This window comes from Haloferax mediterranei ATCC 33500 (assembly GCF_000306765.2).
Lineage (GTDB): Archaea > Halobacteriota > Halobacteria > Halobacteriales > Haloferacaceae > Haloferax > Haloferax mediterranei.
The window spans coordinates 1,847,141-1,870,142 of record NC_017941.2 but is presented as its reverse complement, the minus strand read 5'-3'; the positions used below and the strand labels follow the sequence as shown (position 1 = coordinate 1,870,142).

General features: G+C 59.9%; 27 protein-coding genes and 2 tRNA genes. 15 read left to right on the top strand and 14 right to left on the bottom strand.

Annotation, left to right across the window (positions count from 1 at the left end; all coding sequences use genetic code 11):
* Nucleotides 1-10: 10 nt before the first annotated feature.
* A complete protein-coding gene (gene moaA / locus HFX_RS09535; RefSeq protein ID WP_004060277.1) occupies nucleotides 11-1,021 on the bottom strand; it encodes a GTP 3',8-cyclase MoaA in 1,011 nt (336 codons plus the stop codon).
* 269 nt (nucleotides 1,022-1,290) lie between these two features.
* Between moaA and HFX_RS09530 the strand changes: the two genes are divergently transcribed.
* The 7 genes from HFX_RS09530 (at nucleotide 1,291) to HFX_RS09505 (ending at nucleotide 5,526) form a co-directional block, all read left to right on the top strand.
* Complete coding sequence (locus HFX_RS09530; protein ID WP_004060278.1) at nucleotides 1,291-2,331, top strand: Mrp/NBP35 family ATP-binding protein; 1,041 nt, start codon at nucleotides 1,291-1,293, stop codon at nucleotides 2,329-2,331.
* The gene (locus tag HFX_RS09525) at nucleotides 2,328-2,615 is read left to right on the top strand and encodes a hypothetical protein (RefSeq protein ID WP_004060279.1); all 288 of its coding nucleotides are present in this window, start codon (nucleotides 2,328-2,330) and stop codon (nucleotides 2,613-2,615) included. Before HFX_RS09530 ends, HFX_RS09525 begins: the two co-directional genes overlap by 4 nt.
* A gap of 257 nt (nucleotides 2,616-2,872) precedes the next feature.
* Entirely contained in the window at nucleotides 2,873-3,508 is a 636-nt protein-coding gene (locus HFX_RS09520; protein WP_004060282.1) for a uracil-DNA glycosylase, read from the top strand.
* Between the two features lie 53 nt (nucleotides 3,509-3,561).
* Entirely contained in the window at nucleotides 3,562-4,317 is a 756-nt protein-coding gene (locus HFX_RS09515; RefSeq protein WP_004060284.1) for a TIGR04282 family arsenosugar biosynthesis glycosyltransferase, read from the top strand.
* Nucleotides 4,318-4,363: 46 nt separating this feature from the next.
* Nucleotides 4,364-4,447 (top strand) — tRNA-Ser (locus HFX_RS09510).
* Nucleotides 4,448-4,643: 196 nt separating this feature from the next.
* Nucleotides 4,644-4,910, top strand: a complete 267-nt coding sequence (locus HFX_RS20620) for a DUF3892 domain-containing protein (protein ID WP_081603730.1) — start codon at nucleotides 4,644-4,646, stop codon at nucleotides 4,908-4,910.
* Nucleotides 4,911-5,205: 295 nt separating this feature from the next.
* Nucleotides 5,206-5,526 (top strand): DUF5785 family protein, encoded by a 321-nt coding sequence (locus HFX_RS09505; RefSeq protein WP_004060286.1) that lies wholly within the window; start codon nucleotides 5,206-5,208, stop codon nucleotides 5,524-5,526.
* A 34-nt stretch (nucleotides 5,527-5,560) separates the two neighbouring features.
* Here the strand turns inward: HFX_RS09505 and udk are convergent, their stop codons facing one another.
* Entirely contained in the window at nucleotides 5,561-6,256 is a 696-nt protein-coding gene (udk, locus tag HFX_RS09500) for a uridine kinase (RefSeq protein ID WP_004060288.1), read from the bottom strand.
* Between the two features lie 186 nt (nucleotides 6,257-6,442).
* Here udk and HFX_RS09495 point away from each other — a divergent pair, with 186 nt between their 5' ends.
* From HFX_RS09495 to HFX_RS09485, 3 genes are all read left to right on the top strand, one after another.
* Nucleotides 6,443-7,762: an ABC transporter substrate-binding protein gene (locus tag HFX_RS09495; protein ID WP_004060289.1), complete on the top strand. Its 1,320-nt coding sequence runs from the start codon at nucleotides 6,443-6,445 to the stop codon at nucleotides 7,760-7,762.
* 130 nt (nucleotides 7,763-7,892) lie between these two features.
* A complete protein-coding gene (locus HFX_RS09490; protein ID WP_004060292.1) occupies nucleotides 7,893-8,333 on the top strand; it encodes a hypothetical protein in 441 nt (146 codons plus the stop codon).
* Nucleotides 8,334-8,418: 85 nt separating this feature from the next.
* Nucleotides 8,419-8,955, top strand: coding sequence for a hypothetical protein (locus HFX_RS09485; RefSeq protein ID WP_004060294.1), 537 nt, complete (start codon nucleotides 8,419-8,421; stop codon nucleotides 8,953-8,955).
* A 78-nt stretch (nucleotides 8,956-9,033) separates the two neighbouring features.
* On the opposite strand, the gene HFX_RS09480 is transcribed toward HFX_RS09485, so the two are convergent.
* The 4 genes from HFX_RS09480 to HFX_RS09465 are packed head-to-tail and all read right to left on the bottom strand — an operon-like array spanning nucleotide 9,034 to nucleotide 12,912.
* Entirely contained in the window at nucleotides 9,034-9,795 is a 762-nt protein-coding gene (locus tag HFX_RS09480; RefSeq protein WP_004060296.1) for an ABC transporter ATP-binding protein, read from the bottom strand.
* Nucleotides 9,792-10,655 carry an ABC transporter ATP-binding protein gene (locus HFX_RS09475; RefSeq protein ID WP_004060298.1) on the bottom strand — a complete coding sequence of 288 codons (864 nt, stop codon included), beginning with the start codon at nucleotides 10,653-10,655 and terminating at the stop codon, nucleotides 9,792-9,794. Before HFX_RS09475 ends, HFX_RS09480 begins: the two co-directional genes overlap by 4 nt.
* Nucleotides 10,652-11,977: a branched-chain amino acid ABC transporter permease gene (locus tag HFX_RS09470; protein ID WP_004060301.1), complete on the bottom strand. Its 1,326-nt coding sequence runs from the start codon at nucleotides 11,975-11,977 to the stop codon at nucleotides 10,652-10,654. Before HFX_RS09470 ends, HFX_RS09475 begins: the two co-directional genes overlap by 4 nt.
* Nucleotides 11,974-12,912, bottom strand: coding sequence for a branched-chain amino acid ABC transporter permease (locus HFX_RS09465; protein WP_179955377.1), 939 nt, complete (start codon nucleotides 12,910-12,912; stop codon nucleotides 11,974-11,976). Before HFX_RS09465 ends, HFX_RS09470 begins: the two co-directional genes overlap by 4 nt.
* A gap of 321 nt (nucleotides 12,913-13,233) precedes the next feature.
* Between HFX_RS09465 and HFX_RS09460 the strand changes: the two genes are divergently transcribed.
* Nucleotides 13,234-13,752 (top strand): GNAT family N-acetyltransferase, encoded by a 519-nt coding sequence (locus HFX_RS09460; RefSeq protein WP_004060305.1) that lies wholly within the window; start codon nucleotides 13,234-13,236, stop codon nucleotides 13,750-13,752.
* 11 nt (nucleotides 13,753-13,763) lie between these two features.
* Nucleotides 13,764-13,837: transfer RNA gene (locus HFX_RS09455), tRNA-Thr, on the top strand.
* 84 nt (nucleotides 13,838-13,921) lie between these two features.
* Here HFX_RS09455 and HFX_RS09450 read toward each other — a convergent pair.
* Nucleotides 13,922-15,205, bottom strand: a complete 1,284-nt coding sequence (locus tag HFX_RS09450) for a glycosyltransferase (protein WP_238547482.1) — start codon at nucleotides 15,203-15,205, stop codon at nucleotides 13,922-13,924.
* Nucleotides 15,206-15,304: 99 nt separating this feature from the next.
* Complete coding sequence (locus tag HFX_RS09445; protein ID WP_004060309.1) at nucleotides 15,305-15,724, bottom strand: hypothetical protein; 420 nt, start codon at nucleotides 15,722-15,724, stop codon at nucleotides 15,305-15,307.
* 96 nt (nucleotides 15,725-15,820) lie between these two features.
* Here HFX_RS09445 and HFX_RS20500 point away from each other — a divergent pair, with 96 nt between their 5' ends.
* Nucleotides 15,821-15,946: a hypothetical protein gene (locus HFX_RS20500; protein ID WP_269321948.1), complete on the top strand. Its 126-nt coding sequence runs from the start codon at nucleotides 15,821-15,823 to the stop codon at nucleotides 15,944-15,946.
* A 41-nt stretch (nucleotides 15,947-15,987) separates the two neighbouring features.
* Nucleotides 15,988-16,146 (top strand): DUF7563 family protein, encoded by a 159-nt coding sequence (locus tag HFX_RS20690; RefSeq protein ID WP_425497312.1) that lies wholly within the window; start codon nucleotides 15,988-15,990, stop codon nucleotides 16,144-16,146.
* On the opposite strand, the gene HFX_RS09440 is transcribed toward HFX_RS20690, so the two are convergent.
* From HFX_RS09440 to HFX_RS09415, 6 genes are all read right to left on the bottom strand, one after another.
* Entirely contained in the window at nucleotides 16,140-16,358 is a 219-nt protein-coding gene (locus HFX_RS09440; RefSeq protein WP_004060310.1) for a helix-turn-helix domain-containing protein, read from the bottom strand. The genes HFX_RS20690 and HFX_RS09440 overlap by 7 nt on opposite strands.
* A gap of 367 nt (nucleotides 16,359-16,725) precedes the next feature.
* Nucleotides 16,726-18,573 carry an FAD-binding protein gene (locus HFX_RS09435; RefSeq protein WP_004060312.1) on the bottom strand — a complete coding sequence of 616 codons (1,848 nt, stop codon included), beginning with the start codon at nucleotides 18,571-18,573 and terminating at the stop codon, nucleotides 16,726-16,728.
* 55 nt (nucleotides 18,574-18,628) lie between these two features.
* Nucleotides 18,629-19,510 carry a succinate dehydrogenase/fumarate reductase iron-sulfur subunit gene (locus HFX_RS09430; RefSeq protein WP_004060314.1) on the bottom strand — a complete coding sequence of 294 codons (882 nt, stop codon included), beginning with the start codon at nucleotides 19,508-19,510 and terminating at the stop codon, nucleotides 18,629-18,631.
* Nucleotides 19,511-19,512: 2 nt separating this feature from the next.
* The gene (locus tag HFX_RS09425) at nucleotides 19,513-19,884 is read right to left on the bottom strand and encodes a succinate dehydrogenase hydrophobic membrane anchor subunit (protein WP_004060316.1); all 372 of its coding nucleotides are present in this window, start codon (nucleotides 19,882-19,884) and stop codon (nucleotides 19,513-19,515) included.
* A complete protein-coding gene (gene sdhC, locus HFX_RS09420; RefSeq protein ID WP_004060318.1) occupies nucleotides 19,884-20,279 on the bottom strand; it encodes a succinate dehydrogenase, cytochrome b556 subunit in 396 nt (131 codons plus the stop codon). Before sdhC ends, HFX_RS09425 begins: the two co-directional genes overlap by 1 nt.
* Nucleotides 20,280-20,389: 110 nt before the next feature.
* Nucleotides 20,390-21,415 (bottom strand): succinylglutamate desuccinylase/aspartoacylase family protein, encoded by a 1,026-nt coding sequence (locus HFX_RS09415; RefSeq protein WP_004060320.1) that lies wholly within the window; start codon nucleotides 21,413-21,415, stop codon nucleotides 20,390-20,392.
* Between the two features lie 177 nt (nucleotides 21,416-21,592).
* On the opposite strand from HFX_RS09415, the gene HFX_RS09410 reads away from it, so the two are divergent.
* Nucleotides 21,593-22,951 (top strand): putative ATP-dependent zinc protease, encoded by a 1,359-nt coding sequence (locus tag HFX_RS09410; protein ID WP_004060322.1) that lies wholly within the window; start codon nucleotides 21,593-21,595, stop codon nucleotides 22,949-22,951.
* The last annotated feature ends 51 nt before the right edge of the window (nucleotides 22,952-23,002 follow it).

The following is a 23,002-nucleotide window of genomic DNA, read 5'->3' as shown; positions in this document are numbered from 1 at the left end:
AGTGGACCGTTCACACGCCGATGTACTCTTCGTTGAGCGTCCATCCGCCGTCGCCGTCGCGGACGAGGTACTCGCCGTAGTAGGGGACACGGTTGGCGACGACTTCTTCGAACGCGTGCTGAATATCCGTGCGAGTCATCTCGCCCATCGGTCGCAGGTCGTCGTTCCGGTTGAGACAGCCCTTGAGGTATCCTTGGTGTGTCACACGCACGCGATGACAGTTCGCACAGAATTCGGCGTTCTCGACGGGGTCGACGATTTCGACCATGCCACCGCCGGACGCGTCCGACGGGGCACCACTCGCGTCGCTCGCGGAACCGTTTCCGACGTAGTAGCGACGGCGGTTGTGCATGTCCCGGACTTCGACCTCGTCCGCGAGGTCTGTTAACCACTTGTGGACGCGCTCGATATCGATGTTCCACTCAGGGCGACCCGTGAGTTCCGGCATGTACTGGATGAGTTGGAGTTGGAGGCCTTCGTTCTCTGCGACGTACTCGACCATATCTTCGACGTAGCCCGCGGTTTTGGTGAATACAACCATATTGAGCTTGACGGGCGTTAGACCGGCGTCGACGGCCGCTTTGACGCCTTCCATCACCTTGTCGTACGCACCGGACTTCGTAATCTCGGCGAACGCCTCCGGGTCGAGGGCGTCCTGCGAAACGTTTACGCGGTCGAGACCGACCTCGACGAGGTCGTCGGCACGGTCCGGGAGAAATGTCCCATTAGTCGTAAGCGAAGTCTCCATGGACTCGGGCGTTCGCCGGATTATCTCTTCGAGGTCGGCACGGAGCATCGGCTCGCCGCCCGTGAATTTCACTTTCTTGACGCCGTATTCCTCGACGACATCGAGGAATCGGACCACGTCGTCCGCGCTCATCTCGTCGTCCGAGGCGTCCATCGGTCCGCGCGTATCTCCCAACCCCTCGTTGTGGCAGTAGACGCAGTCGAAGTTACACCGGTCGGTCAAGGAGATGCGAACGCCGGTTACCTCTCTCCCGAAGTCGTCCACCAGCACCATGTGCCGAACAGTCGGGATGTACGTTGATAAATTCGCTGTCGATTGCAGGATACTAGTAACTGGTTTTCGTTACGAATGCGCCGCCGTCAAAGTCAGGTCCGTACAGGCCGATAGCATGGATTGCAACGAGTCGGTTGTATGGGTTACACGAGCCAGTCACACGAGTTGCAACGAGTCAGCCGCCTGAGTTGGCAGACGTCACAGTGGGTCATCACCAGCAGACGAGACCTTACAAAACCCTTATCGGACACACCACCGGATGAACGGACATGGACGAAGCCGACGTACGCGACCGCTTACGAGCGGTCGAGGACCCCGACCTCGGAGACGATATTGTCTCGCTCGGACTGGTGAACGCCGTCGAAGTCGACGGCGACACCGCCCGTATTTCACTCGCGCTCGGGGCACCATACTCCCCGTCGGAGACGGCCATCGGCCGTCGAATCCGCGAAGTGCTCGCAGAAGATGGACTCGAAGCCGACCTCACCGCCAAGATACCGACCAACCGCGACCCCGACGAGGAGGTTCTGCCGGGCGTCAAGAATATTATTGCCGTCTCCTCCGGCAAAGGTGGCGTCGGAAAGTCGACTGTCGCGGTGAACCTTGCGGCCGGTCTCTCGAAACTCGGTGCGCGCGTCGGCCTGTTCGACGCCGACATCTACGGGCCGAACGTCCCGCGGATGGTCTCCGCCGAGGAAGCGCCGCAGGCGACGCAGGACCAGACCATCGTCCCGCCGGAACGATACGGGATGAAACTCATGTCGATGGCCTTCCTCGTCGGCGAGGACGACCCGGTCATCTGGCGCGGTCCGATGGTGCACCAACTGCTCACCCAACTCGTCGAAGACGTTGAGTGGGGTTCGCTCGACTACCTCGTTCTCGACCTGCCGCCGGGGACGGGCGACACACAACTGACGATTCTCCAGACGCTCCCGCTTACCGGCGCAGTTATCGTCACGACACCGCAGGACGTCGCCCTCGACGACGCCAACAAGGGGCTTCGGATGTTCGGCAAGCACGATACGAACGTCCTCGGCATCGTCGAGAACATGAGCACGTTCCGCTGTCCCGACTGCGGGAACAACCACGACATCTTCGGCGCGGGCGGTGGCCGCGAGTTCGCCGCTTCGAACGAACTCCCGTTCCTCGGCGCGCTCCCCCTCGACCCGGCCGTCCGCGAAGGCGGCGACGGCGGGCAACCCATCGTCCTCGAAGACGAGAACGAGACCGCTGATGCCTTCCGCGTGATGACCGAAAACGTGGCCGACATGGTCGGTATCGTCCAGCGACGGAGTGTTAGCGAGAAATGAGTGACGAGGAGCGACCTCACGATGAGACGCCCGCGGACGAAGTCGACTGGGAGATGGCCCCCGACTCGGACGCCGAGTTCCCCGCAAACCCCGAGAAGGTCGAACTCCTCCGCGAGGTCGCAGACGATATTTACGGCGACTCTTCGGAGAGCAAGCAGGTGTCGGCCATCCTCTACCGCGTGAGCGACCTCTACGACCCCGACGGCGACACCTCGCCGGAGGAGATATACCTGAACGTCCGTCACATCATGGATATCAAGGCGCAGGGCGGTCTCGACCGCTGATAAAGCGGGAACAACAGATTCGACTGCTACGAGTTCGACCGCGACGAGTCCGGCGACGCTCGATTTCACATTCGCTTACTGAGAAACAGCTGTTTTTCCCGTCGAAGCAATCCCTGCGGTTTCAGATACTACTCTGTCGTCTGTTCACTTTCACTACGCACCTCGAACACGGGCTGGTTGGTGTGAGAGGGTACGTCCTCACCAGAAGAGACTGCACAGACCGGGCCGGTTTTGGTTCTAGAGCCGAATCCATACCTGTGGACGCACACCAACGCCAGTTCCGGAACCCCTTCTCGATGGACACCGACTGCACCAACTGCTCGGGCCTCTGCGAGGTCCGCGAGCAGGTCGTCCACGGCTACGGCGACGTGGGGGCGGAGTTCCTGTTCGTCGGCCAGGCCCCCTCTGCGAGTGCAGAGCGGACGGGCGTCCCCTTCACCGGTGACGACGCTGGCGAACGGGTTCAGCGCATCCTCGGTGAACTCGGGTTCTCGCGGTCCGAGCCGGACGCCGAAGAGCCGGACGTACAGAACGTTTTTCTCACGTATCTGACCCGCTGTCACCACCCCGAGCGAGGACCGGAAGAAACCGAGGTTTCGACCTGCGAGCCGTACTTGAACGCCGAGGTTCGGATGATAAACCCGCACATCATCGTTCCCGTCGGGCAGGCTGCACTGGAGGCGCTCGCGTTCGATTACACCACGCGCGCGGCGGATAGCTTCGACATCGACGCGGAGCACGCGACGACCATCCGCGGGCGCGGGTTCGAACTGGTTCCGATGAAGGAACCGGAACAACAGACTGACGCGGAGACTGAGGCGTTCGTCGAACACGTCCGTGAGTCGGTCTTCGGCCGAGACTATCGACAGACGAAAGGACGACAGAGTCGCTGAGACGGCGGTCGATAAGCGGCGGGTTCAAGGGTTTCCCGGCGTGAGAAGAGACCATGACCGTCATCGCCGTACTCGCCGAACCGCCGCGGCCCGGACTGGTTCTCTCTGACCTCGCGGAGACCAGCCCCCTGTCGGAAGACGAAGCCGCAGCGCTCTACGCCGCGATGCTCAAGGACATCTGTACCGCCGTAGAGCGGTCGGGCGGCGACTTACTCGTGAACTACCGACCGGACGACCAACTTCCCGAGGAGTTCGTCGCCGAACACTCCGCGGAGGCCGAGATTCGAAGCGTCGTCGCCGACGCTCTCGGTGGAACCGGCGACGTGCGCTTCGAGCCACAGGTCGGGTCGACGTTCGCCGCACGCGCGGGTAACACCGTTTCGCACCTTCTAAACGAAGAGGAAGTCCACTCGGTCGCAGTCGCTCGACCAGTCGTCCCGCTTTTGGGTCGCACGCACATCGACAGCGCGGCGATGAAGCTCCGCAGTACGCCGGTCGTCCTCGGTCCGTCGACGGAAGGACGGGTCTACTTCTCCGGGTTCCGCGAGCCGATTGACTTCACCGATGCGTACGAGACGCCGGAAATCGAGACGCTCGCCGAGTGCGCCGACGACGCCGACCGCAATCTCGATTACATCCCGATGCTTCCGGTCCTCGAAACGGGTGCCGACCTCGCAACCGTCGTTCCGATGCTTCGCTCGCGTGTCGAGGCGGAGCGCGTCGTTCCCGAGCACACGACGACGTTCGTCTTCGACCACGGGCTTCGCGTCGAGGAGACAGACGGCGTGTTGGAACTCGTCCGCGGCTAACGAAAGCGACAACTCTTAGGTACCGGAATCAAAATTGTCGTGCGAAGGTGGGATGGCGGAGCGGCCTAACGCGCCTGCCTTGAAAGCAGGTTTCCTCACGGAATCCTGGGTTCAAATCCCAGTCCCACCGCATTCTGACGCGAACAACCCGGCGAGCACCGCGTAGCGTGTGCTCGCCTCCGTGAGCGTCTGAATCGGTCCACTGTGGATTTGAAGCAGCGAGCAACGCGAAGCGTTGCGAGTGAGGTTCAAATCCCAGTCCCACCGCATTCTAACAATATCTTGGATTCCTGACTTTTATAATTGCTGAAGTGGTATCGATAGGCATGGCATTAATTGTCAATTGTGTGGACGTAGAATCGAAACCTCAAGACTGCCGAGATATTCAGTCAATTGGATTGTCGGACGGTATGGGGCAAAAAACACCTGCGGAGGTGTACGACTTGATTGAGAACAAAGGACGTGACGTTGTAGTAGAACACAACGGTAGGAGGACAAAAGTTCGTAGTGCAACGCGCGGAACGACGAAATACGTCCGTACCAAGTCAAACGATACAAAAGACGATAATCTGCTAAAACAATCGAGTTGCTGAGAGACCCTGAACAAAACTGTGGTTTTCTGAGGAACCTCAGTAGTAGTTCGGACACAAAGCACCGCGTAGCGTGTGCTCGCCTCCGTGAGCGTCTGAATCGGGAACGGCTGGGATTTGAACGAGACGAGTCGCAACCCGAGCGAAGCGAGGGACCGTCTCGGCGTTGTTCACAATCCCAGTCCAACCAGAAATCACCGCAAAGTAACCGCGACCTACTGACTCTTCCAACCCAATCCCCCATGACAGATTTCCACAAATGCGTAACGGCTTTGAATCGGCCTGCCAACACTCGGGTATGGATTGGCCACACGACCCGGACGGCGAAGAAGGGAGCGAAGGCGGACGCAAGTACGGCCAGGCAGTCATCGCGAAGAAGGTCGACGAAGACGAGGACTTCCCGCTGAACAAAGCGGAGTTCGTCGAGGAGTACGGCGACCACCCCATTCGACTCGACTACGAGCGCGTCGTCTCGCTCGCAGACATCTTCGAACACGTCGAAGGCGAGGAGTTCGGCGACTTCATCGAACTCCACAAGGCCGTCGGCAAGGCGATGCGCGAAAACGACTTCTGGTTCTACGAAGGCGCAGAACAGTTCGTCACGAGTAACACGGCGTAATCGTCGCCGCAAGCACGGACTTCCAACCGAGCGATTAGCTGTCGGACTTCTCGTACGAGGCTCGTTCTTGTACTTCCCGTTCGATAGCGTCTCGTTCCCACGTGCGCGTCTCGTCGCCTTCGACTTCGGCCTGAACCTTCTCTTCGAGAAGCGTCACGGCGACGCTGTTTGCACCCTCGGGGATGATGAGGTCCGCGTGCTTCTTCGTCGGCTCGATAAACTGCTCGTGCATCGGCTTGACCGTCGAGAGATACTGGTCGATGACGCCCTGAAGGTCGCGTCCGCGGTCGATGGCGTCGCGCTGGATGCGCCGAAGGATACGAACGTCGGCGTCGGTTTCGACGTACAGACGCAGGTCGAGCATCTCGTTGACGTCCTCGTCGTAGAGCGCGAGAATCCCCTCCAGAATGATAACGTCGGTGGGTTCGACGGTCACTCGCTCCGGTTTTCGGTTGTGAACCTCGAAATCGTACTGCGGCATCTCCACGGACCGCCCTTCGAGCAGTTCGGATAACTGGTCGTACAACAGGTCCCATTCGAACGCCGACGGGTGGTCGTAGTTCATCTGCTCCCGCTCGGCCATTTCGAGGTGACTCTGGTCTTTGTAGTAGTTGTCAATCGGAATCCGCGTCACGGATTCACCGACGTTCTCCGTGATGAGTCGGGCCACGGTCGTCTTCCCGGCACCACTGCCCCCGGCGATGCCGATGACGAACGACGGAATAGTCATCTACCGAAAGACACCCCGGAAAACGTTTGAACGCAGCGATTCACGCTTTTCGCGGAGATGGTATATAAAACATAGTGATAGAGTATGTCAACCAGCCAATGCTCGTACCGCTGTCCACCGCAATTACTACTGGTTTCTGAATAGCGGTAGTTAAATTTATAAACCACCCTTCCCATGCCATTTCACATGGTACGTGATATCGTACGCCGTGACTTCCTCAAGGGAGTGGGAGCCGCGGGCGCAGCAGGTTTGACTGGCTTATCGGGATGCATCGGTGGCGGCGGTGGTGGCGGTGGCGACGGCCCAGGAGGGCTTGTCGTCATCGGCTACCCAGAAAGTGGTATTCAACTGTTCCGCGACTACTACAGCGCTTCCGAGGGGAACGAAGAAATTCTGGTTCCTGACGGACTCCGCTCCGGGTCGATGCCCGGACAGGTCGGCAACGACATGGCGAACGTCACCGGGACGGCACCGGCAGCAGGCGGCCCGAACCAAGAGACGTTCAACCAACTGTTCCAAGACGAGTACAACGCGGCACCCGGCGTCTTCACTTCGCAGTGTTACGACTCCGTGGCGGTCCAACTCCTTGCGAACGCCGCGGCCGGTGAGAACTCCGGACCGGCAATCAAAGACCAGATGCGCCGGATGGCCAACCCCGGCGGTATGACCGTCGGCCCAGACAATCTCGTCGAGGGTATCGAGGCGGCCGCAAACGGCGAAGACATCAGTTACGAAGGGGCGTCATCTTCGGTCAACTTCGACAAGAAGGGCGACCCAGCAGAGGCGTCCTACGCCATCTGGGAGTTCGACGCAGCGAACAACGCAACGACGGAAGTTGACAAACAACCCTTCGCGGGCGAAAACCCCGACGGGGCGGGACCGGCGGCCGACAGCGGCCCCGGCGGCACTGACCGCGAACTCGACGTGGGTATTCTGCTTCCGGAGACCGGCGACCTCGCAGCAGTCGGTCAGCCGATGATTCAGGCCGCCCAGATACCGGTCAAGCAGGTCAACGATGCCAACCCGGCCGGCATCTCGGTCAACGCGCAAATCGAAGACACCCAAACGTCTCCGGACGCCGGTGTCTCAGCCGCGCAGTCGCTCGTCTCCGCGGGCGTCCCGTCCGTGTGTGGGTCGGCGTCGTCCGGCGTGAACGTCCCCGTCTCACAGCAGGCGTTCATCCCGAACGAAATCGTCGGCTGTTCGCCGTCCTCGACGGCGCTGTCCGTCTCGAACCTCGAAGACAACGACTTCATCTTCCGGACGGCACCCTCGGACTTCCTGCAGGGTCGCGTCATGGCACAGGTCATGTCCGAGCGCCTCGAAGTCAGTACGGTGTCGACGCTGTTCGTCAACAACGACTACGGACAGCAACTCTCCGAGCGCTTCAGCAACGTCTTCGCCGACGAGTTCGGTGGCGAAGTGTACAATCAGGTCGCGTTCAACATCGGCGAGTCGTCGTACTCCTCCGTCATCGAAACGGCGCTCTCCGGTCCGGAGAACTGAGCAGGGCGAAAGACCCGGGCAGACTCGACTTTTCTTTCGGCGCAACGTCGTGAGCGACCGCACTATCGTTGCGGTGTCGGCTACCGCTGCGACACAAGACGCTTATTCTGAAGTTGACACTCCTCAGGTAATGAAGCGCCGTGCCCTCCTCTCGACGCTCGGCGGGTCGTATCTCACGCTCACCGCCGGGTGTCTCTCCGACAAGGACGGGGTAACAGATACGCAAGCCACGAAGACTAACCCGACACCGCCGCCGAAGGATACGGAACCGGAGACGCAAACGCCGGACTACGAGCCTCGAGCCAACCTCGTCGTTGAAAACGAAGACGATGTGAATCAGACACTCTCAGTCCGTGTTCGAGACGGCGACGACACCATCATCGACCGGTCGGTTGACGTCAGTGCCGGACCCGGTTTCGGAATGTCCGTCGAAGACACCCTCGTCGGCGAGGGGACGTACCACGTCGCCGCCGAACTCGATACCGGCGCAACGCTCGACTACGAGTGGCGCGTCACTTACGAACGGCGGCGACCTCAAACCCCGCCAGCAACTCACCGAAGGCAACAGTGAGTACCTCCCGTACAGCGTCTCAGGTGCGAAAGAAATCTTCGAGCCGCCGCGCGCCGAAATTCGAAACGAAAGCGACGAGGACGCCATGCTCACCGTCGCCATCGAGTTCGACGGCGACCGATTCATCGAACACACCTTCAACGCTGAGACCGACCGCGAGATTTCGACGCCCCCACTGGTGGAGTCGCACGCGACCTACGACGTGTTCGTCGAGGCCGAGGACGGCCGCCGTGCGACCTACGAGTGGAACATCCCGGAAAACTGGGCGTGGCCGTTGTTGACTATTCTCGTCGCTGAGGACGGGTCGCTCAGGGTCGGCTGTTCGTGGCCGAGAGGCAAGTGGATTTCCGTCGAGAACACTGACGATGTCGACCGCGAGGTGATGCTGACGCTTTCGGACGACGAAGGGGTCGTCACGGAGACGACACGGATAGTATCACCCGGGGAGTCGAAACTCAAATTCGACATTCCAATCGGCGGCGAGTACGAACTAACTATCGAGACGGACGACGGCTCGGAAACAGTGAGATACACCGCCTGCTACTGCTTGACTACGAGAGTAACGTTGAAGCTCGAAAACGGCGCTCCGGTAGTCGAATCGCTCCTGTACCAGTGCGACTGAGGGCGCAGTCGGTGCAACGAGTAGTACAGTCGCTACTCGGATAGGTGTCAGAAAAATGGACGCCGGGTTTGAGGATAGCTATCCGCCGAGGAAGTCCTGTCTGACCTGTTCGTCTTCGAGCAGCGCAGTGCCAGTATCCATGTAGCGGTTCTGTCCGTTTGCGAGGACGTAACCGCGGTCACAGCGCCGGAGCGCCTCTTTGGCGTTCTGTTCGACCATCAGGACGGCCGTGCCCGCCTCGTTGATTTCGTCGATTTTGTCGAACATCTCTTCGACGAGGTCAGGGGCGAGTCCCGCCGATGGCTCGTCGAGGAGGAGCAAGTCTGGGTCGAGCATGAGCGCACGACCCATTGCGAGCATCTGCTGTTGCCCGCCGGACATGGTGCCCGCCTTCTGGTGTTTGCGCTCTTCGAGAATCGGGAACCTGTCGTAGACTGCCCGCATCGCCTCTGACGGCACCTCATCGAGGATGTACGCGCCCATTTCGAGGTTCTCTTCGACCGTCAGTGTGGGAAACACGTTGTCGTTCTGCGGGACGTAGCCGATACCGACGTGGATGATATCTTCGGGGCGTCGGCCGGTGATATCCTCTTCTTTGAACTGGACTTCCCCGCCCATGAGGGCGGTCAGCCCGAAGACGGATTTCATGGTCGTCGACTTGCCTGCCCCGTTCGGGCCGACGATAGTGACGTACTCGCCGTCGAACACGTCCATGTCGACGTCGGTGAGGATTTGCAGGTCGCCGTAGCCAGCATCGAGGTTGCGGACGCGCAGAAGTACGTCGCTTCGGTCTTCGACGCCCGCACCGCTCGTCGCACTGGTGTTAGCGTCGACGCTCATACGTTCCCTCCGAGGTAGGCCTCGATGACCTCTTCGTTGCTCCGAATGTCGTCCGGTGTCCCCTCAGTGAGAACCTTCCCCTGATGGAGGACGATGACGTGTTCACAGTTGTTCATGATGAGGTCCATGTCGTGTTCGACGAGCAGGAACGTGTAGCCCTGCTCGCGGAGTTCGTGGATGTGTTTGAGTAACTTCTTTTCGAGCGTCGGGTTGACTCCCGCGAATGGCTCGTCGAGGAGCAGCATATCGGGGTCGGTGAGAAGTGCCCGCGCCATTTCGAGGAGTTTCCGCTGGCCGCCCGAGAGGTTGCCCGCGTACTCTTCGGCGATGTGGTCGATGTCGAAGAAGTCGAGGACTGCCCAGACACGTTCGAGGAGTTCCTCTTCTTGTTCGCGAACGTCGTCGCGGACGCCCGGCATGACGGAGCGCCACAGTTCTTCGCCGCGCTGGTGCTTCGGCGCGAGCATCATATTTTCGAGGACAGTCATGTCGCTCAGTTCGCGAGCGATTTGGAACGTCCGAACCATGCCGCGGTTGGCGATTTCGTGCGGTTCCTCGCCGGTGATGTCCTCACCGTTGAACGTGACCGTTCCCGAATCGGGTTTGAGCATCCCCGTGATGAGGTTGAACGTCGTGGACTTACCGGCCCCGTTCGGACCGATGAGACCCGTAAGCGTCCCGGCTTCGACCTCGAAGGACGCGCCGTCAACGGCGGTGATACCGCCGAACGACTTGTGCAGTCCCTCGACCTGCAGCGGGAAGTCGACCGTCGTGTCGACGCCCGAGGCGAACGCCCCCAGTGCATCTTCATCGACTTTCTTCGCGACATCGTCGACAGGTGGTGAGGCAGCGTCACTCATTCGTCTTCACCCCCCTCTACCGTCCCACCGTCAGTCGCCATCGACTTCGGACGCGACAGCGAGATGACGGAGGCCGTCTCTTTGCGGTGGCCGAGAAGTCCCTCCGGCCGGTTGTGCATCAACCAGATGAGCACGAGACCCATTACCACAAGCTGGAGTTGTCGGATGCTGTCGACCGTGTAGAGCAGGAACGGTACGGGGTCGAGTTGCGAGATGAACGGCCCGATAGCCTGTCCGAATCCTGACGGCGAGTCGAGGTTGGGGAACACCGTCGACACGAGGTTCTGGAAGTACCGTGGCCCTTGGTAGAGCACTGCGGCGAACACCGCGCCGCCGAGGACGCTGCCGGTGTTCGACCCCGCCCCACCGATGATGAGGGCGATCCAGACGAAGAACGTCACGCGCGGCCGGAAGAAGTTCGGCGTCACAGCACCCTGCGGCATGAGCCAGAGGATACCGGCAAGGCCCATGAGGGCACAGCCGAGCATGAACGACTTGATCTTGAACTTATCAGTGTCCTTACCGAGCGCGTTTGCCACGTCTTCGTCCTCGCGGATGGCCTTCAGTACGCGACCGAAGGGCGATTCACCGGTGCGCTTGAGCAACCAGTAGAACGCGGTGACGAAGCCGAGGAGCAACAGGCCGTAGACGATACCGTCGACGACCGGCTTGGGATTCGTCGGAACGATGACCTGGAACGCGTCGATGAGTCCGAGGTAAACTCCCCAGAGTCCCACCGACTGGAACAACGCTTCGAGTGGCGGAACGAAGTCGAGGATGAGACCCGACCCGCCACCGAATCCGACGGTATTTCCGAACAGCGAGAACTGCTGGAGTTCGCCCGAGAGGAAACTGAATCGGACGATTTCTGACATCGCAATCGTCACGATTGCCAAGTAGTCCGCCCGCAACCGGAGTGCAGGAAGCGCGACTACGAGACCCAACAGCGCAGCCGCAACCATGCCCGCGAGGATACCGACCCACAGCGGCAGGCCAAGCCCCCCGACCTGCGCTGCGCCGCCGGCGACGAAGGTTGGTTTCGAGACGAGCGCCATCACGTACACACCGACGGCCATGAAGCCGACGATGCCGATGTTGAACAGCCCGGTGTACCCCCAATGGAGGTTGAGCGCGAGCGATAGCATCGCGAACACGCCGATGTAGAACGTCAGCGTGGCGATGGAGTTCAGTTGCCCGCGAAGGTCGTACCCAAGCCCGATACCCGCGAGGACGTACAGCAGGTACGCCGACGCGAGGACGAGGACGATGAGACCCGTGTCGCCGCCTGGAACGCGAGCGGCGATGTCGTCGCGGACGCTCATGCTGTGGCCCTCCCACTGAAGAGACCGGACGGTTTCACGAGCAGGATGACAATCATCACGACGAACGCGGCGGCCCGCGCGAACGCGGACGGAATCCACAGGACCGACATCGACGCCGTCAGCCCGATGACGAGCCCCCCGGTAATCGCGCCGTAGATGGACCCGATGCCGCCGAGGATGACAGCCGCGAAGATGAGGAGTAGCAAGAGCCATCCATCGTTGAAGCCGAGTGTCCCCTTCCAGAGGATAAACATGTATCCTGCGACACCCGTGAGGCCGCCACCGATGACCCACGTCGCGCGGACGACGCGTTCGGTCGGGATACCGGTGATGAGCGCGAGGTCCTGATTGTCAGCCATCGCGCGCATCGCCTTTCCGAGTTTCGTCCGCTGCAGGAGTAGGTGGACGCCGAGCATCAGCCCGGATGCGACGATGAGGAGCGTGATGTCGTGTGCATTGATGAAAACAGTGCCGTCGATGAGGTAGAGTCCGAGGGACGGCGGTTGTGCGGTCGTCCCGCGAACGGCTGACCCGAAGACGAACTGCATCACGTAGCGAAGCGCAAACGCGATACCGATACTCGTGATGAGGAGCGTGACACCGTCTTCGCTCCGAATCGGCCGGAAGACGGTCCGGTCCACCGCGAGCGACAGCGCGATAGTGGAGCCACCGGCGACGATGATGCCAGCGACGACGGCGAGCGGCGTCGAGAGCATTCCGATGTCGAGGGTCCCGCCGTAGACAGAGCCACCTGCTCCGACTAACAGGAGTGCGCCCACGTCAGCCCTGCCGAGACCGGCGATGAGGTACGTCGTCGCCCAGCCGGAAAATGCCCCGGCCGTGATGTAGTCGCCGTGCGAAAAGTTCGCGAAGTTCAGAATACTGTACGTCATCGACAACCCGATGCCTGCGAGGCCGATTACGAGCCCGCGCATCAGACCATCCCAGACCAGTGTGCCAATATCGGCAAACTGTGTCTGCCCAGTTACAATCCCGAGAAGCAGGTCACCGAGCAGTGCTACTGCGATGACTGCCAGTACGAGCGCAAACGGGCGCTCGATGGCGAACCGCCTTCCACGGGTGTATGTTTCTGCAATACCCATTGATAACTATCCTCATGGTATGTGCGGACGATAATCAAACATAAGTCTTTCTCCATCGATTACCCAGAATTGACAACTGAGTTCTATTCACCGGGGTGTGATTGGATGAGAAACAACGATATGTAAAAACGCGTTGCGCCCAGACAAGAGGGTATGCGCGTCACTTCGGCCGAGTGGTCGGACCTCGACACGCTCGCCGACATGTGGGTCGACCTCGCAAGCGGGCAGCGGGCCTTCGGCTCACACCTCGGTGCTGACGCCAACAGGACAGTGGTACGCGAGTCGATGGCGTACCATCTCTCAGTCGGTGGTGTACTCGTCGCGCGCGACGAGGCGACTGAAACGGAAGCCGACGATGACGACCACAAGCGGGACATCGCCGGGTTCGTCATGTTCGATGTCGAGACGGGCGCATACGAACAGGACATTACCCGTGGGACCGTCCGTAATCTGTTCGTCGTCCCGGACAGACGTGATTCGGGAATCGGTAGTCGTCTACTGGATGCGGCAGAGACGGAACTACGGGATGCTGGCGTCGGGGCGATTGCGTTGGACGTGATGGCAGCGAACGATTCGGCCCGTCGGTTCTACCGTCGGCACGGCTATTCCCCCCACCGAATCGAACTGGAGAAATCGATGGAAAACGATACACACTCAAAGGAGGACGGATAATCGGAAAATGCGCCAGGAGAGCATGGGCGGTTCATGCACTCGACTTGTAATCGAGACTTCGTGGGTTCAAATCCCACTCCTGGCTTTCTCTGTTTTGTAAACCCGGAAATCGAAGCAACCAGCCGACTGGTTTGTCAGTCCGTGGTTGTGATTGAGTCTGTAGTTTCGATTAGTTCGAACTGTTTCGGCCGTGGTGTTCCGTTTTTTCCCAGTGGAGTTGTTTAAGATAGACTTGCTTAATCGCGCGAAGTTCTGCACCCCAGAGCAAGACCCAGTAAAGCGGGACAACGAGTGGAATCAGCACTGCTCGCAGCGTGCGTCGAGGTATTTCCTCCTCAGAGACAATCCAGTAGCCGCCCGAGTGGAAGAAGAACAGTTCGACGAGGAACACGATTCCGAGTGTCAGAACGATCCGGACAGCAAGCGGGACCGTGTACTGAAGCAGGTTCGCAATCATGGTCAACAGGACGATTCCAATAATGTTGATCGGCGCTAAGTGCGGGAGAAACGACTGGAAATAGCCGTGGAGCTTTGCAGCCCATCCCTGCGGAGGGTGGTGGGCGTATTGGATGAGCGTGTATATCTTTCCTTTCTGCCAACGGGTGCGTTGCCGGACCCAAACGTCGGCTGCAAGCGGTGATTCCTCACGGGTAACCGAGTCGATGAGTGTCATTTCGTACCCCTCTTTCCAGAGGAAAATCCCCAGTTCGAAGTCCTCGGTCACATTTTGTGGGTCCCACGGGATACGACCCTGAAGACCGTTCTCGGTAAGCCACGCTCGTGCTTCGTCATCCCAAATGGACCCATACTGGTCGAGACGGCGTTCGCTAATCTCCTCCAAAACGTGTCGGTGAAAGAAGTTCGTCGTCCCACCGAGCGGAACCGGATACCCGACGAAGTGGAAGCTTGGAAGTAAGAGCCGGAACCAGAATGCGTACTCACCACGGAAAACCAGATTTCTCCACCCGTCGCCTTCATTTACCATATCGAGCTTCCCCTGTAGATAGTCGAAGTTCTCTACAGTGAGTGCGTTAGCGATTTTTAGAAACAGCTTCGGGTCGACAACGTCTTCAGCATCGATAACCCCGACAAGGTCACCGTCAGTTAGTTCGAACCCGTAATTGAGGGCTCTCGGTTTGTTCGGTTCCCCGGGATACTCTTCGGGTACGACAATCTCGTTGTAAGGCCCTGAGAGACGCTCAAGCGCATCTCTAGTGTTGCTGTCGTCGGGTTCGACGAGAACATTGATATTAATCAACTCTTGAGGGTAGTCTGCTCCTTGAATAGATTCAATCGCTTGATGGATTACGTTTCCCTCTTTGTACGCAGGAAGCAGCACGTCGATAGTCGGTAATTCGTCTGGTTCGAATGAGTCCGGCAGACGGGAATACACACTATCAGCTGAGCCAAAGATTCTTGCAACAATGAAGAACTGTACGAACGGATGTGTCACCAGTTGCAAACGCTACTATAGCGTCGTCAGACGCGATTGTCCGAACCAGTTGGTCGAAAAATCCGATAACGACCGCCAATTATCCTCCCTAAACGGGGGTCAGTTCCGTCCCGACGACGGTCGAACCCGAATCAAGAGCAGTGACCCCGGAACGCCGAGGATGAGTGCGCGAAACGGATTATGCTTAATGATAATGTCGGGGTCGAGCGGTTCCGCCTGAAGGTCAGTAATCCGGAGACACGAGTAGTAGACGGTAACGTGAGTTAACACGTACGCGAACGTCGCCGGGACGACAATCGGGTACCGAATACCACTCATTGCGAGACCTTCGAAGGCGAACGCGGTGAGCGCGGAAATCGAGAGTAAATTGCCCAGTTGGAGCGTAATACCGGTCAACGCCGTGATTGCCGTGTCGAACAAAGAGGCACCATATGGCGTGTACGTGAGCGCAGTCACGACTGCGATGGCTCCGAGGAGGAGTCCGGCGAGTAACCCAGACATCGCGTACACGTACTCCATAGCAGACCGTTATAACAGCGACGGGGGGGAGGAATTTAGTTCTACCCCCCTCGTTATCGCGGGAGAAAATTAGGAAATTTCGCCGAGACAACCGACGTGACAGAGTTTTATCTTCATTCGGAACGTCGTTCCGGTATGAACGCGACTGACAAGTTCATGCTTGCGGTGTCACTCCTCATCTTCGCACTTCTCATCCTCGGCGCACTCCTCGCATTCGTGTAGGGAGAAAGCTTATGTTATATTCATTAAGGATACTAGACACCATGCCGGAATGTCAGAACTGTAGTTCGTTCGTGACGCCCGCGTATGCCCGAGTCTTCACGCCGAACGGCATAGATGCTCCGCGCGTCTGTCCGAACTGTGAGGATATGGTTCGTGAGGGCGCACAAGTGCGAGCGGCGCGCTCGCCGAGAAATCACTGAGCGATGTGGTAGCGTTCGGCTTCTTGTCGAACGAAGCCACGTTTACTGAGCGTGCTGAGAATACTGTAGAGTGCAATCTTCTTCATTTCGAGACCGTCCTGTATGTCGTCGATAGATGCTCCGTCGTGTGTCGTGAGGTACAGATACACGAGCTTTGCCGAGGGCGATTCGAGCTCACCTGGAACTTCGATAGTCGGAACCGTCTGTTGCATGGTCGTTGTCGTTCAGTTTGCTTCGACGATAATAAAACTCTCTTACAACAATCGTCGAATATCGAACGACGGGAGTGAGACCACGAGGTACTCGAATTCGAACGAATCGTTGTATTCATAACGAATATCTATTCGATAAAATGCACCCCTCGACGGTCCCAACTTTCGACTGTCGTCGAAGCGCCGAATCGACGAGGCCGTGACCCAGATGGTTAGGCTGCGAGCGCGTGTACACAAGCGCCATCAACAACACCTGCGTGGGTCGTGCCATCTCGAACAGGGCTCTTGCGACTGTTCGGCGCGGTCGCTCGTGGTAGTCGGCGTCGAAAGAAGGTGGTTTCAGGTCCAACGATAGAGCGAAGGGAGCTCAGTAGCTCCGGACCTTCGGTTCGTACGTCTTGCTCTCGCCTTCGAGGATGACCGGCTTGTACCAGAGTTCCGGCTTGCCGTCGTTCCACGAGAGCAGCGTGTGCTTGAGCCACTCTTCGTCGCGACGTTCCTGGTACTCCTTGCGCCAGTGAGCACCGCGGAACTCGTTGCGGGCGAGCGCACCGAGGGTGATGGCTTCGGCGATGTCGAGGATGTTTCGCGTCTCCAGCGTCTGAAGCAGGTCCGTGTTGAACGTTCGGGACTTGTCGCCCACGAAGACGTCCTGATAGAGTTCGCGCGCCTCACGGATGTCGCGGAGCGCCTGCTTGAGACCTTCCTCCTCACGGAAGACGTTCACGTATTGCGTCATCGACTGCTGGACGCGCTCGCGAATCTCCGCGTGCTGGATGCCGTCTTCCTTCTCTAGCAGGTGGTTGATGGTCTCGCGCTCGTCTTCGACGGCCTGCTGAACGAGGTCGGTTCCGGTGGCGGCCGCGCCGGAGTCGGCGGCCGCGCCTCCATCTGCGACGGCATCTTCGCCGATGCCCGCTTCGCCGAGTTGGACGGGACTTTCGACCTCTGCGGTCTCGTAGTCGCCGACCTTGCCGGTCGTAATCCGGGCTTCTTCCATGTCCTTGCCCGCGGCGTGGTGACCAGCGCGCTTTCCGAAGACGATGAGTTCGGGGAGTGCGTTGCCGCCGAGGCGGTTGCCGCCGTGGACGGAGGCACACGCACACTCGCCAGCCGCGTAGAGACCGGTGATACACGTCTCGCCGTTCTCGTCGGTCTCGATGCCGCCCATCGCGTAGTGCTGGCCGGGTTTGACCGGCATCGGCGCTTCGACCGGGTTGACGCCCTCGAAGTCCTCCGAAAGGTGGATGATGTTTTCGAGACGGTCGATGATGCGTTCTTCGCCGAGGTGACGCATGTCGAGGTGGACGTACTCGTCTTCGATGCCGCGACCTTCGTTGACCTCGGTCAACTCGGCCCGCGCGACGACGTCACGAGAGGCGAGTTCGCCGAGGTTGTTCGCGTAGCCGTACTCGAACATGAAGCGCTCGCCGTCCTCGTTGTAGAGAATGCCACCCTCACCGCGAACACCCTCGGTGATGAGGACACCGGTCGAGGGGAGCGTGGTCGGGTGGAACTGGATGAACTCCATGTCCTCCATCGGCACGCCAGCGCGGTAGGCCATCGCGACGCCGTCGCCGGTGTTGGCGACTGCGTTCGTCGTGTGGTCGTAGACCTGACCGAGACCGCCGGTTGCGAGGATGACGCCGTTGCGAGCGCTGAAGCCTTCGACCGTCCCGGTCTGGACGTCGTAGGCGACAATACCGTGGCAGGTCCGGTCTTCGGGGTTCTCCTCGTCGGAGACGGCGAGCCGCGTTACGTGCCACTCGTCGTAGACCTTGATGCCGCGCTTGACGAGTTGCTCGTACATCGTGTGGAGCAACTGGTGGCCGGTCTCTGCACCCGCGTAGGTGGTTCGCGGGAACGAGAGGCCACCGAACGGGCGCTGACTGACGCGACCGTCGTCGTCACGGGAGAACGCCATTCCCCAGTGTTCGAGTTTGATGGTCTCTTTCGGACTGTCCTTACAGAGGGTCTCGGCCGCCGGTGCGTCGGCGAGATAGTCCGAGCCCTTCATCGTGTCATACGCGTGGTCCTCCCACGAGTCGCCTTCGCGGAGTGCGGCGTTGATACCACCCTCCGCCGCGCCCGTGTGACTCCGGACCGGATGGAGCTTCGACACGATGGCCACGTCGGCTCCTTCCTCGTGTGCCGCAATCGCCGCGCGCAGGCCCGCTCCGCCCGCGCCGACTACGATAACGTCGTGTTCGTACATGGTGTGTTTGGGTGTGTCGTAGGGTTGGTCGAACTTCAGGGTTTCACCAGAAAGTTCACCAGAACTTCAGGTTGTTTTTGATCGCTTCGCGCTTGAGTTCCTGGATGTGCTCGGTGAGGGGGATATCCTTCGGGCACACCTCCGTACAGGAGAACTGCGTCTGGCAACGCCAGACACCGTGTTCCTGTTCGAGGATTTCGAGACGACGCTGTTTCATGTCCTCGCCCTCGCGTTCGTCCATCGCAAAGCGGTAGGCCTTGTTGATGGCCGCGGGTCCGAGGTACTCGTTGTCGCCAGCGGCGATGTTACACGAGGACATACATGCGCTGCACCAGATGCAACGCGTGGACATCTTGACCTTCTCGCGGTTCTCGCGCGTCTGACGCTGCTCTTCGAGTTCGCCGTCCGGAAGCGAGTTCGTCTGGAAGTACGGCTCGACCGCTTCCATCTGGTCGTAGAAGTGCTCCATGTCGACGACGAGGTCTTTGACCACGTCGGCGTGCGGGAGCGGTTCGACGCGAACGGGTTCCGAGAGGTCCGAAAGCTGCGTCTTACAGCCGAGTCGCTGCGACCCGTTGACGAACAGCGCGTCGGACCCACAGATTGCCTGCCGACAGGAGTGTCGGAAGGTAAGCGACGAATCGTAGTGGTCACGCGCCCACATGAGCGCGTCCAGAATCGTCATCCCCTGCTTGTACGGGACGTAGAAGTCGTCGAAGCGGGGTTCCTGTTTGTCCGGCACCTCGGGGTCATAGCGGAAGACCTTGAGGTGGTACGTGTCGTCCGCAGCGCGCGCTTTCTCGGCCGCTTCGGCCTCGCGCTGCTCTTGGACTCGCTCCGCGCGCTCGCGCTTTTTCGCGTCGCGCTTCTGTTTTCCGGCAGGGACCGTCTCAGCGGACGATTCGTCTTCGACTTGGTCGGGAACTTGCGTACTCATGGTTAGATGGGAACACCTCCGGCCCACGCGAGTGCAGTACGGACGCCCTGCACGATGAGGACGACACTCGCGAAGCCGAGAATCGCCTTGACCGCCGTCTTACGGGTGCCTGAGAGGCCCTGATTGACGAGGGCGTTGTAGACGCCGTTGACCCCGTGGAACGTCGCGGTGACGAGAAACAGAATCATCAGCGAGAAGTACGTCAGGTTCTCCATCCGCCCCTGTGAGAGGGCGAACGTCACTTCGTCCGCGTGGTTGAGGAAGTGCAGTAGGAAGAAGTGGAATGCCAATACGACTACGAGGAACGCGGCGGTGAGGCGTTGCCACAGCCACCGACGTCCGCCAGGCTCGAAAGACGTGTATCGTTCTGCCATTAGATGCTCACTCCTGCGAGGAAGGTTGGAACGCTCGCAACGACGATGACACCCGTCAAGATGAGGGACGCGTAGAAGCTCTTGTCCTGTGCTTCCAGCCCGACGCCCAGGTCGACGAACAACAGACGCAGCCCGTTGAGGATGTGGAACACCGCCACGGCGAGCAGCCCAACTTCGAGGATACGCACGACGAGTAGGCTCTCCAGCGCCTGTATCGTGTTCGTGTACATCGCCGCGCCCGAGAGGGCCGTCGACAACACGGCGATGTGGGTAAAGAGGTACCCCACAAGTACCCAGCCGGTGAACTTGTGGAATATCCAGGCCCACATGCCAGCCGAGAACTCCCGCCATCGGCTGAAGTCCTCAATGAGGCCCCGATTGTAAGACTGACTCATGCTCTTGTGAGGGTCGGGACGGGGAGGGTATAGAACTTACGTGTATGATGTATCATCAAGGTTGGCAAAAATCGCCGGACGCCGGGTTCCTAACCCTACGTCGTACCCACTCAACCCGGTGTTTCGAACGAGGTGGACTGCTCGCGCTCAACGACGCGTCGAACCTTGTCTTTCAGTTCGACGAGGTGGCAAATCGGATTGCCGGGGTAGACGACCGGGTTTTCGAGAACACCGACGAGAACCCCCGTGAAGGGAGCTACGACGGTGACGTTGTCGTCTTTGAATGGGTTGGTAATCGTGCAGATACGGTCGCCCTCGTGGACGAGTGCGCCGCGGTCGTGATGCATGTCGACGATGCCGCCCGCGTCGGCACGGAGCCACGTTTTCTCGTTTTCGTCGGAGATGACGGTCCGCCACCCCGGCCAGTTGACGGTCGAGGTTTCACGAAGCCCGTACTCGGCGAAGACGCTCTCGACGCCAGCCAGCGCCTCGTCGATGAGTTCACGTTGGAACCGGTGGGCTTCGCCCATCTCGACAGTGATTGCAGGTGTCCCGCTCTTAGCCGCCTCAGTTCGGAGCATTCCGTCGGACCCTGAACTGTCGATGATGACGTGCGAGCCGAACGCTTTTGCGAGGCGGGCGACGGCATCGTCCGACATGTCGGCGCGGACGTGGAGCATGTTGGTTCGCCCCCGCGTCGACGTGTGGAAGTCGATGCCGAAGTCGCAGGGTTCGATGAAGTTCTGGTAGATGCGGTGTGCCATTCGCTTCGCCCCGGTCGACGTTTCCGACCCCGGGAACGACCGGTTCAGGTCGCGGTCGTAGATTGGGAGATATCGCTGTTGGGCGAGGAATCCGGGAACGTTCAACACCGGCATGCAGACGAGTGTCCCGGCGAGGTCAGAAAGGTCCCACTCGTAGGCCACTTCACGAACGACTTCGATGCCGTTCAGTTCGTCGCCGTGGGCAGCAGCAGAGAGGAAGACGGTCGGCCCCGCTTGCTCCCCGTTGATGATGGTAACAGGGATTCGAACCGGGTCACCGAGATACGTCTCCGAGATGCCGTACCGGATATCTTGCGTTTTACCCGGTTCGACCTTCCCCCCGTTGTAGGTGAAGGCCTCGTTGTCGGCCATGTGAACCGATGGGGCTGCCGGGGTTATAAACAGTCACCCGACTGCGAGGACCCTCCGCGTCGAAGTATGGCACCGCATCATCACTGAATCACAGACATTCATCTCGACTAAGCCATACTCGCGTAGACGCACGTTTCAACCGTCATAGCTTTGAAAGTCGCCTCGCATCAAGGTAGTATGTCCACCACAAACGACACGGTACGCGTCGGAGTGCTTTCCCTGCACAACAGCAAGGAGACGAAGGCAATCCTCAACGCGGTCGAAGACCTCGGCCACGAACCAGTCTGGCTTCGCCGCGAAAACGCGGCGGTCAGCATCGAAGACGGCGAGGTGACAGTCGAACCTGAGGTGGACATCATTGCGAATCGACTGCTCCTGTCGAACACAGAAGAGCCTGCGGAGTTGCTCGGCCTCGCGACGACGTTCAACCGCATCCGACCGATGCTTAACGAGCCTGATGCAGTGCTCGCGGCGATTCACAAGTTCGCTACGGCCGCGACGCTCGCCAACTGGAACATCAAGGTCCCCGACGCCCTACTCGCGCTCTCGAACGACCGACTGAACCAGGACCGAGAGCGCTTCGGCGAGGTGGGCGTCTACAAGTCCGCAATCGGTACGCACGGTGGTGGGACATGGAAAGTAGACCTGACCGAACCCGTGAACCCGAAGGTGGGCAATCGACAGGCGTTCCTCCAGAAACTCATCGACCGCGACAACGACCGCCACCGCGACCTCCGCGTCTACATCGTCGACGGCGACGTTATCGGCGCGATGTACCGCTACGCGCCGGAAGGCGACTGGCGGACGAACGTCGCCCTCGGCGGTGACGTACTCGACGCAACTGACGAGATGCCCGAAGAAGCGAAGGAGACCGCCCTCTACGCCGCGGAAGTGATGGACATGGACTACGTCGGTGTCGACCTCGTCGAAGGCGACGATGGCTGGTTCGTCCTCGAAGCGAACCCGACGGCAGGATTCAAGGGTCTCTATCAGGCGACGGGCACAAGCCCCGCACCGTACATCGCTCAACTCGCTATCGAACGCGCCGGTGGCGAAGTCGACGAAACGCGCGTCGAAGAACTGTCGGCCACGCTCGACGACTCGACCCCCTCGTGCGCACCCAACGAGTCGCCCCTCGTCGACGGCGAAGCACCCATCATCGGCTACATCGAAGAGGTCGTCGTCAACGGGACGAGCGGTTCGCAACAGACCCTCGCCAAGTCCGACACGGGTGCGACTCGGACGAGCATCGACACGAGCCTCGCCGCCGAAATCGGCGCTGGGCCGATTAAGAGCATGACGCGCGTGAAGTCCGGCAGCCTCAAGACCGGCAAGGCACGTCCGGTCGTCGACCTCGTTATCGGTATCGGCGGCACCCAGCACACCGTGACCGCCAGCGTCGAAGACCGCTCGCACATGGACTACCCGCTGCTTCTCGGTCGTGACATCCTCGAACACTACCGCGTGGACGTGCGTCGCCGTGCCAACGCCGACCGGGGCGGAGAGAACGAAGAAGAGGAGTTGCTCGAAGAGTAAGAATCGACGCGCAGCGGATACCTTCAATACGCGAACTTTTCTCCCCGACAG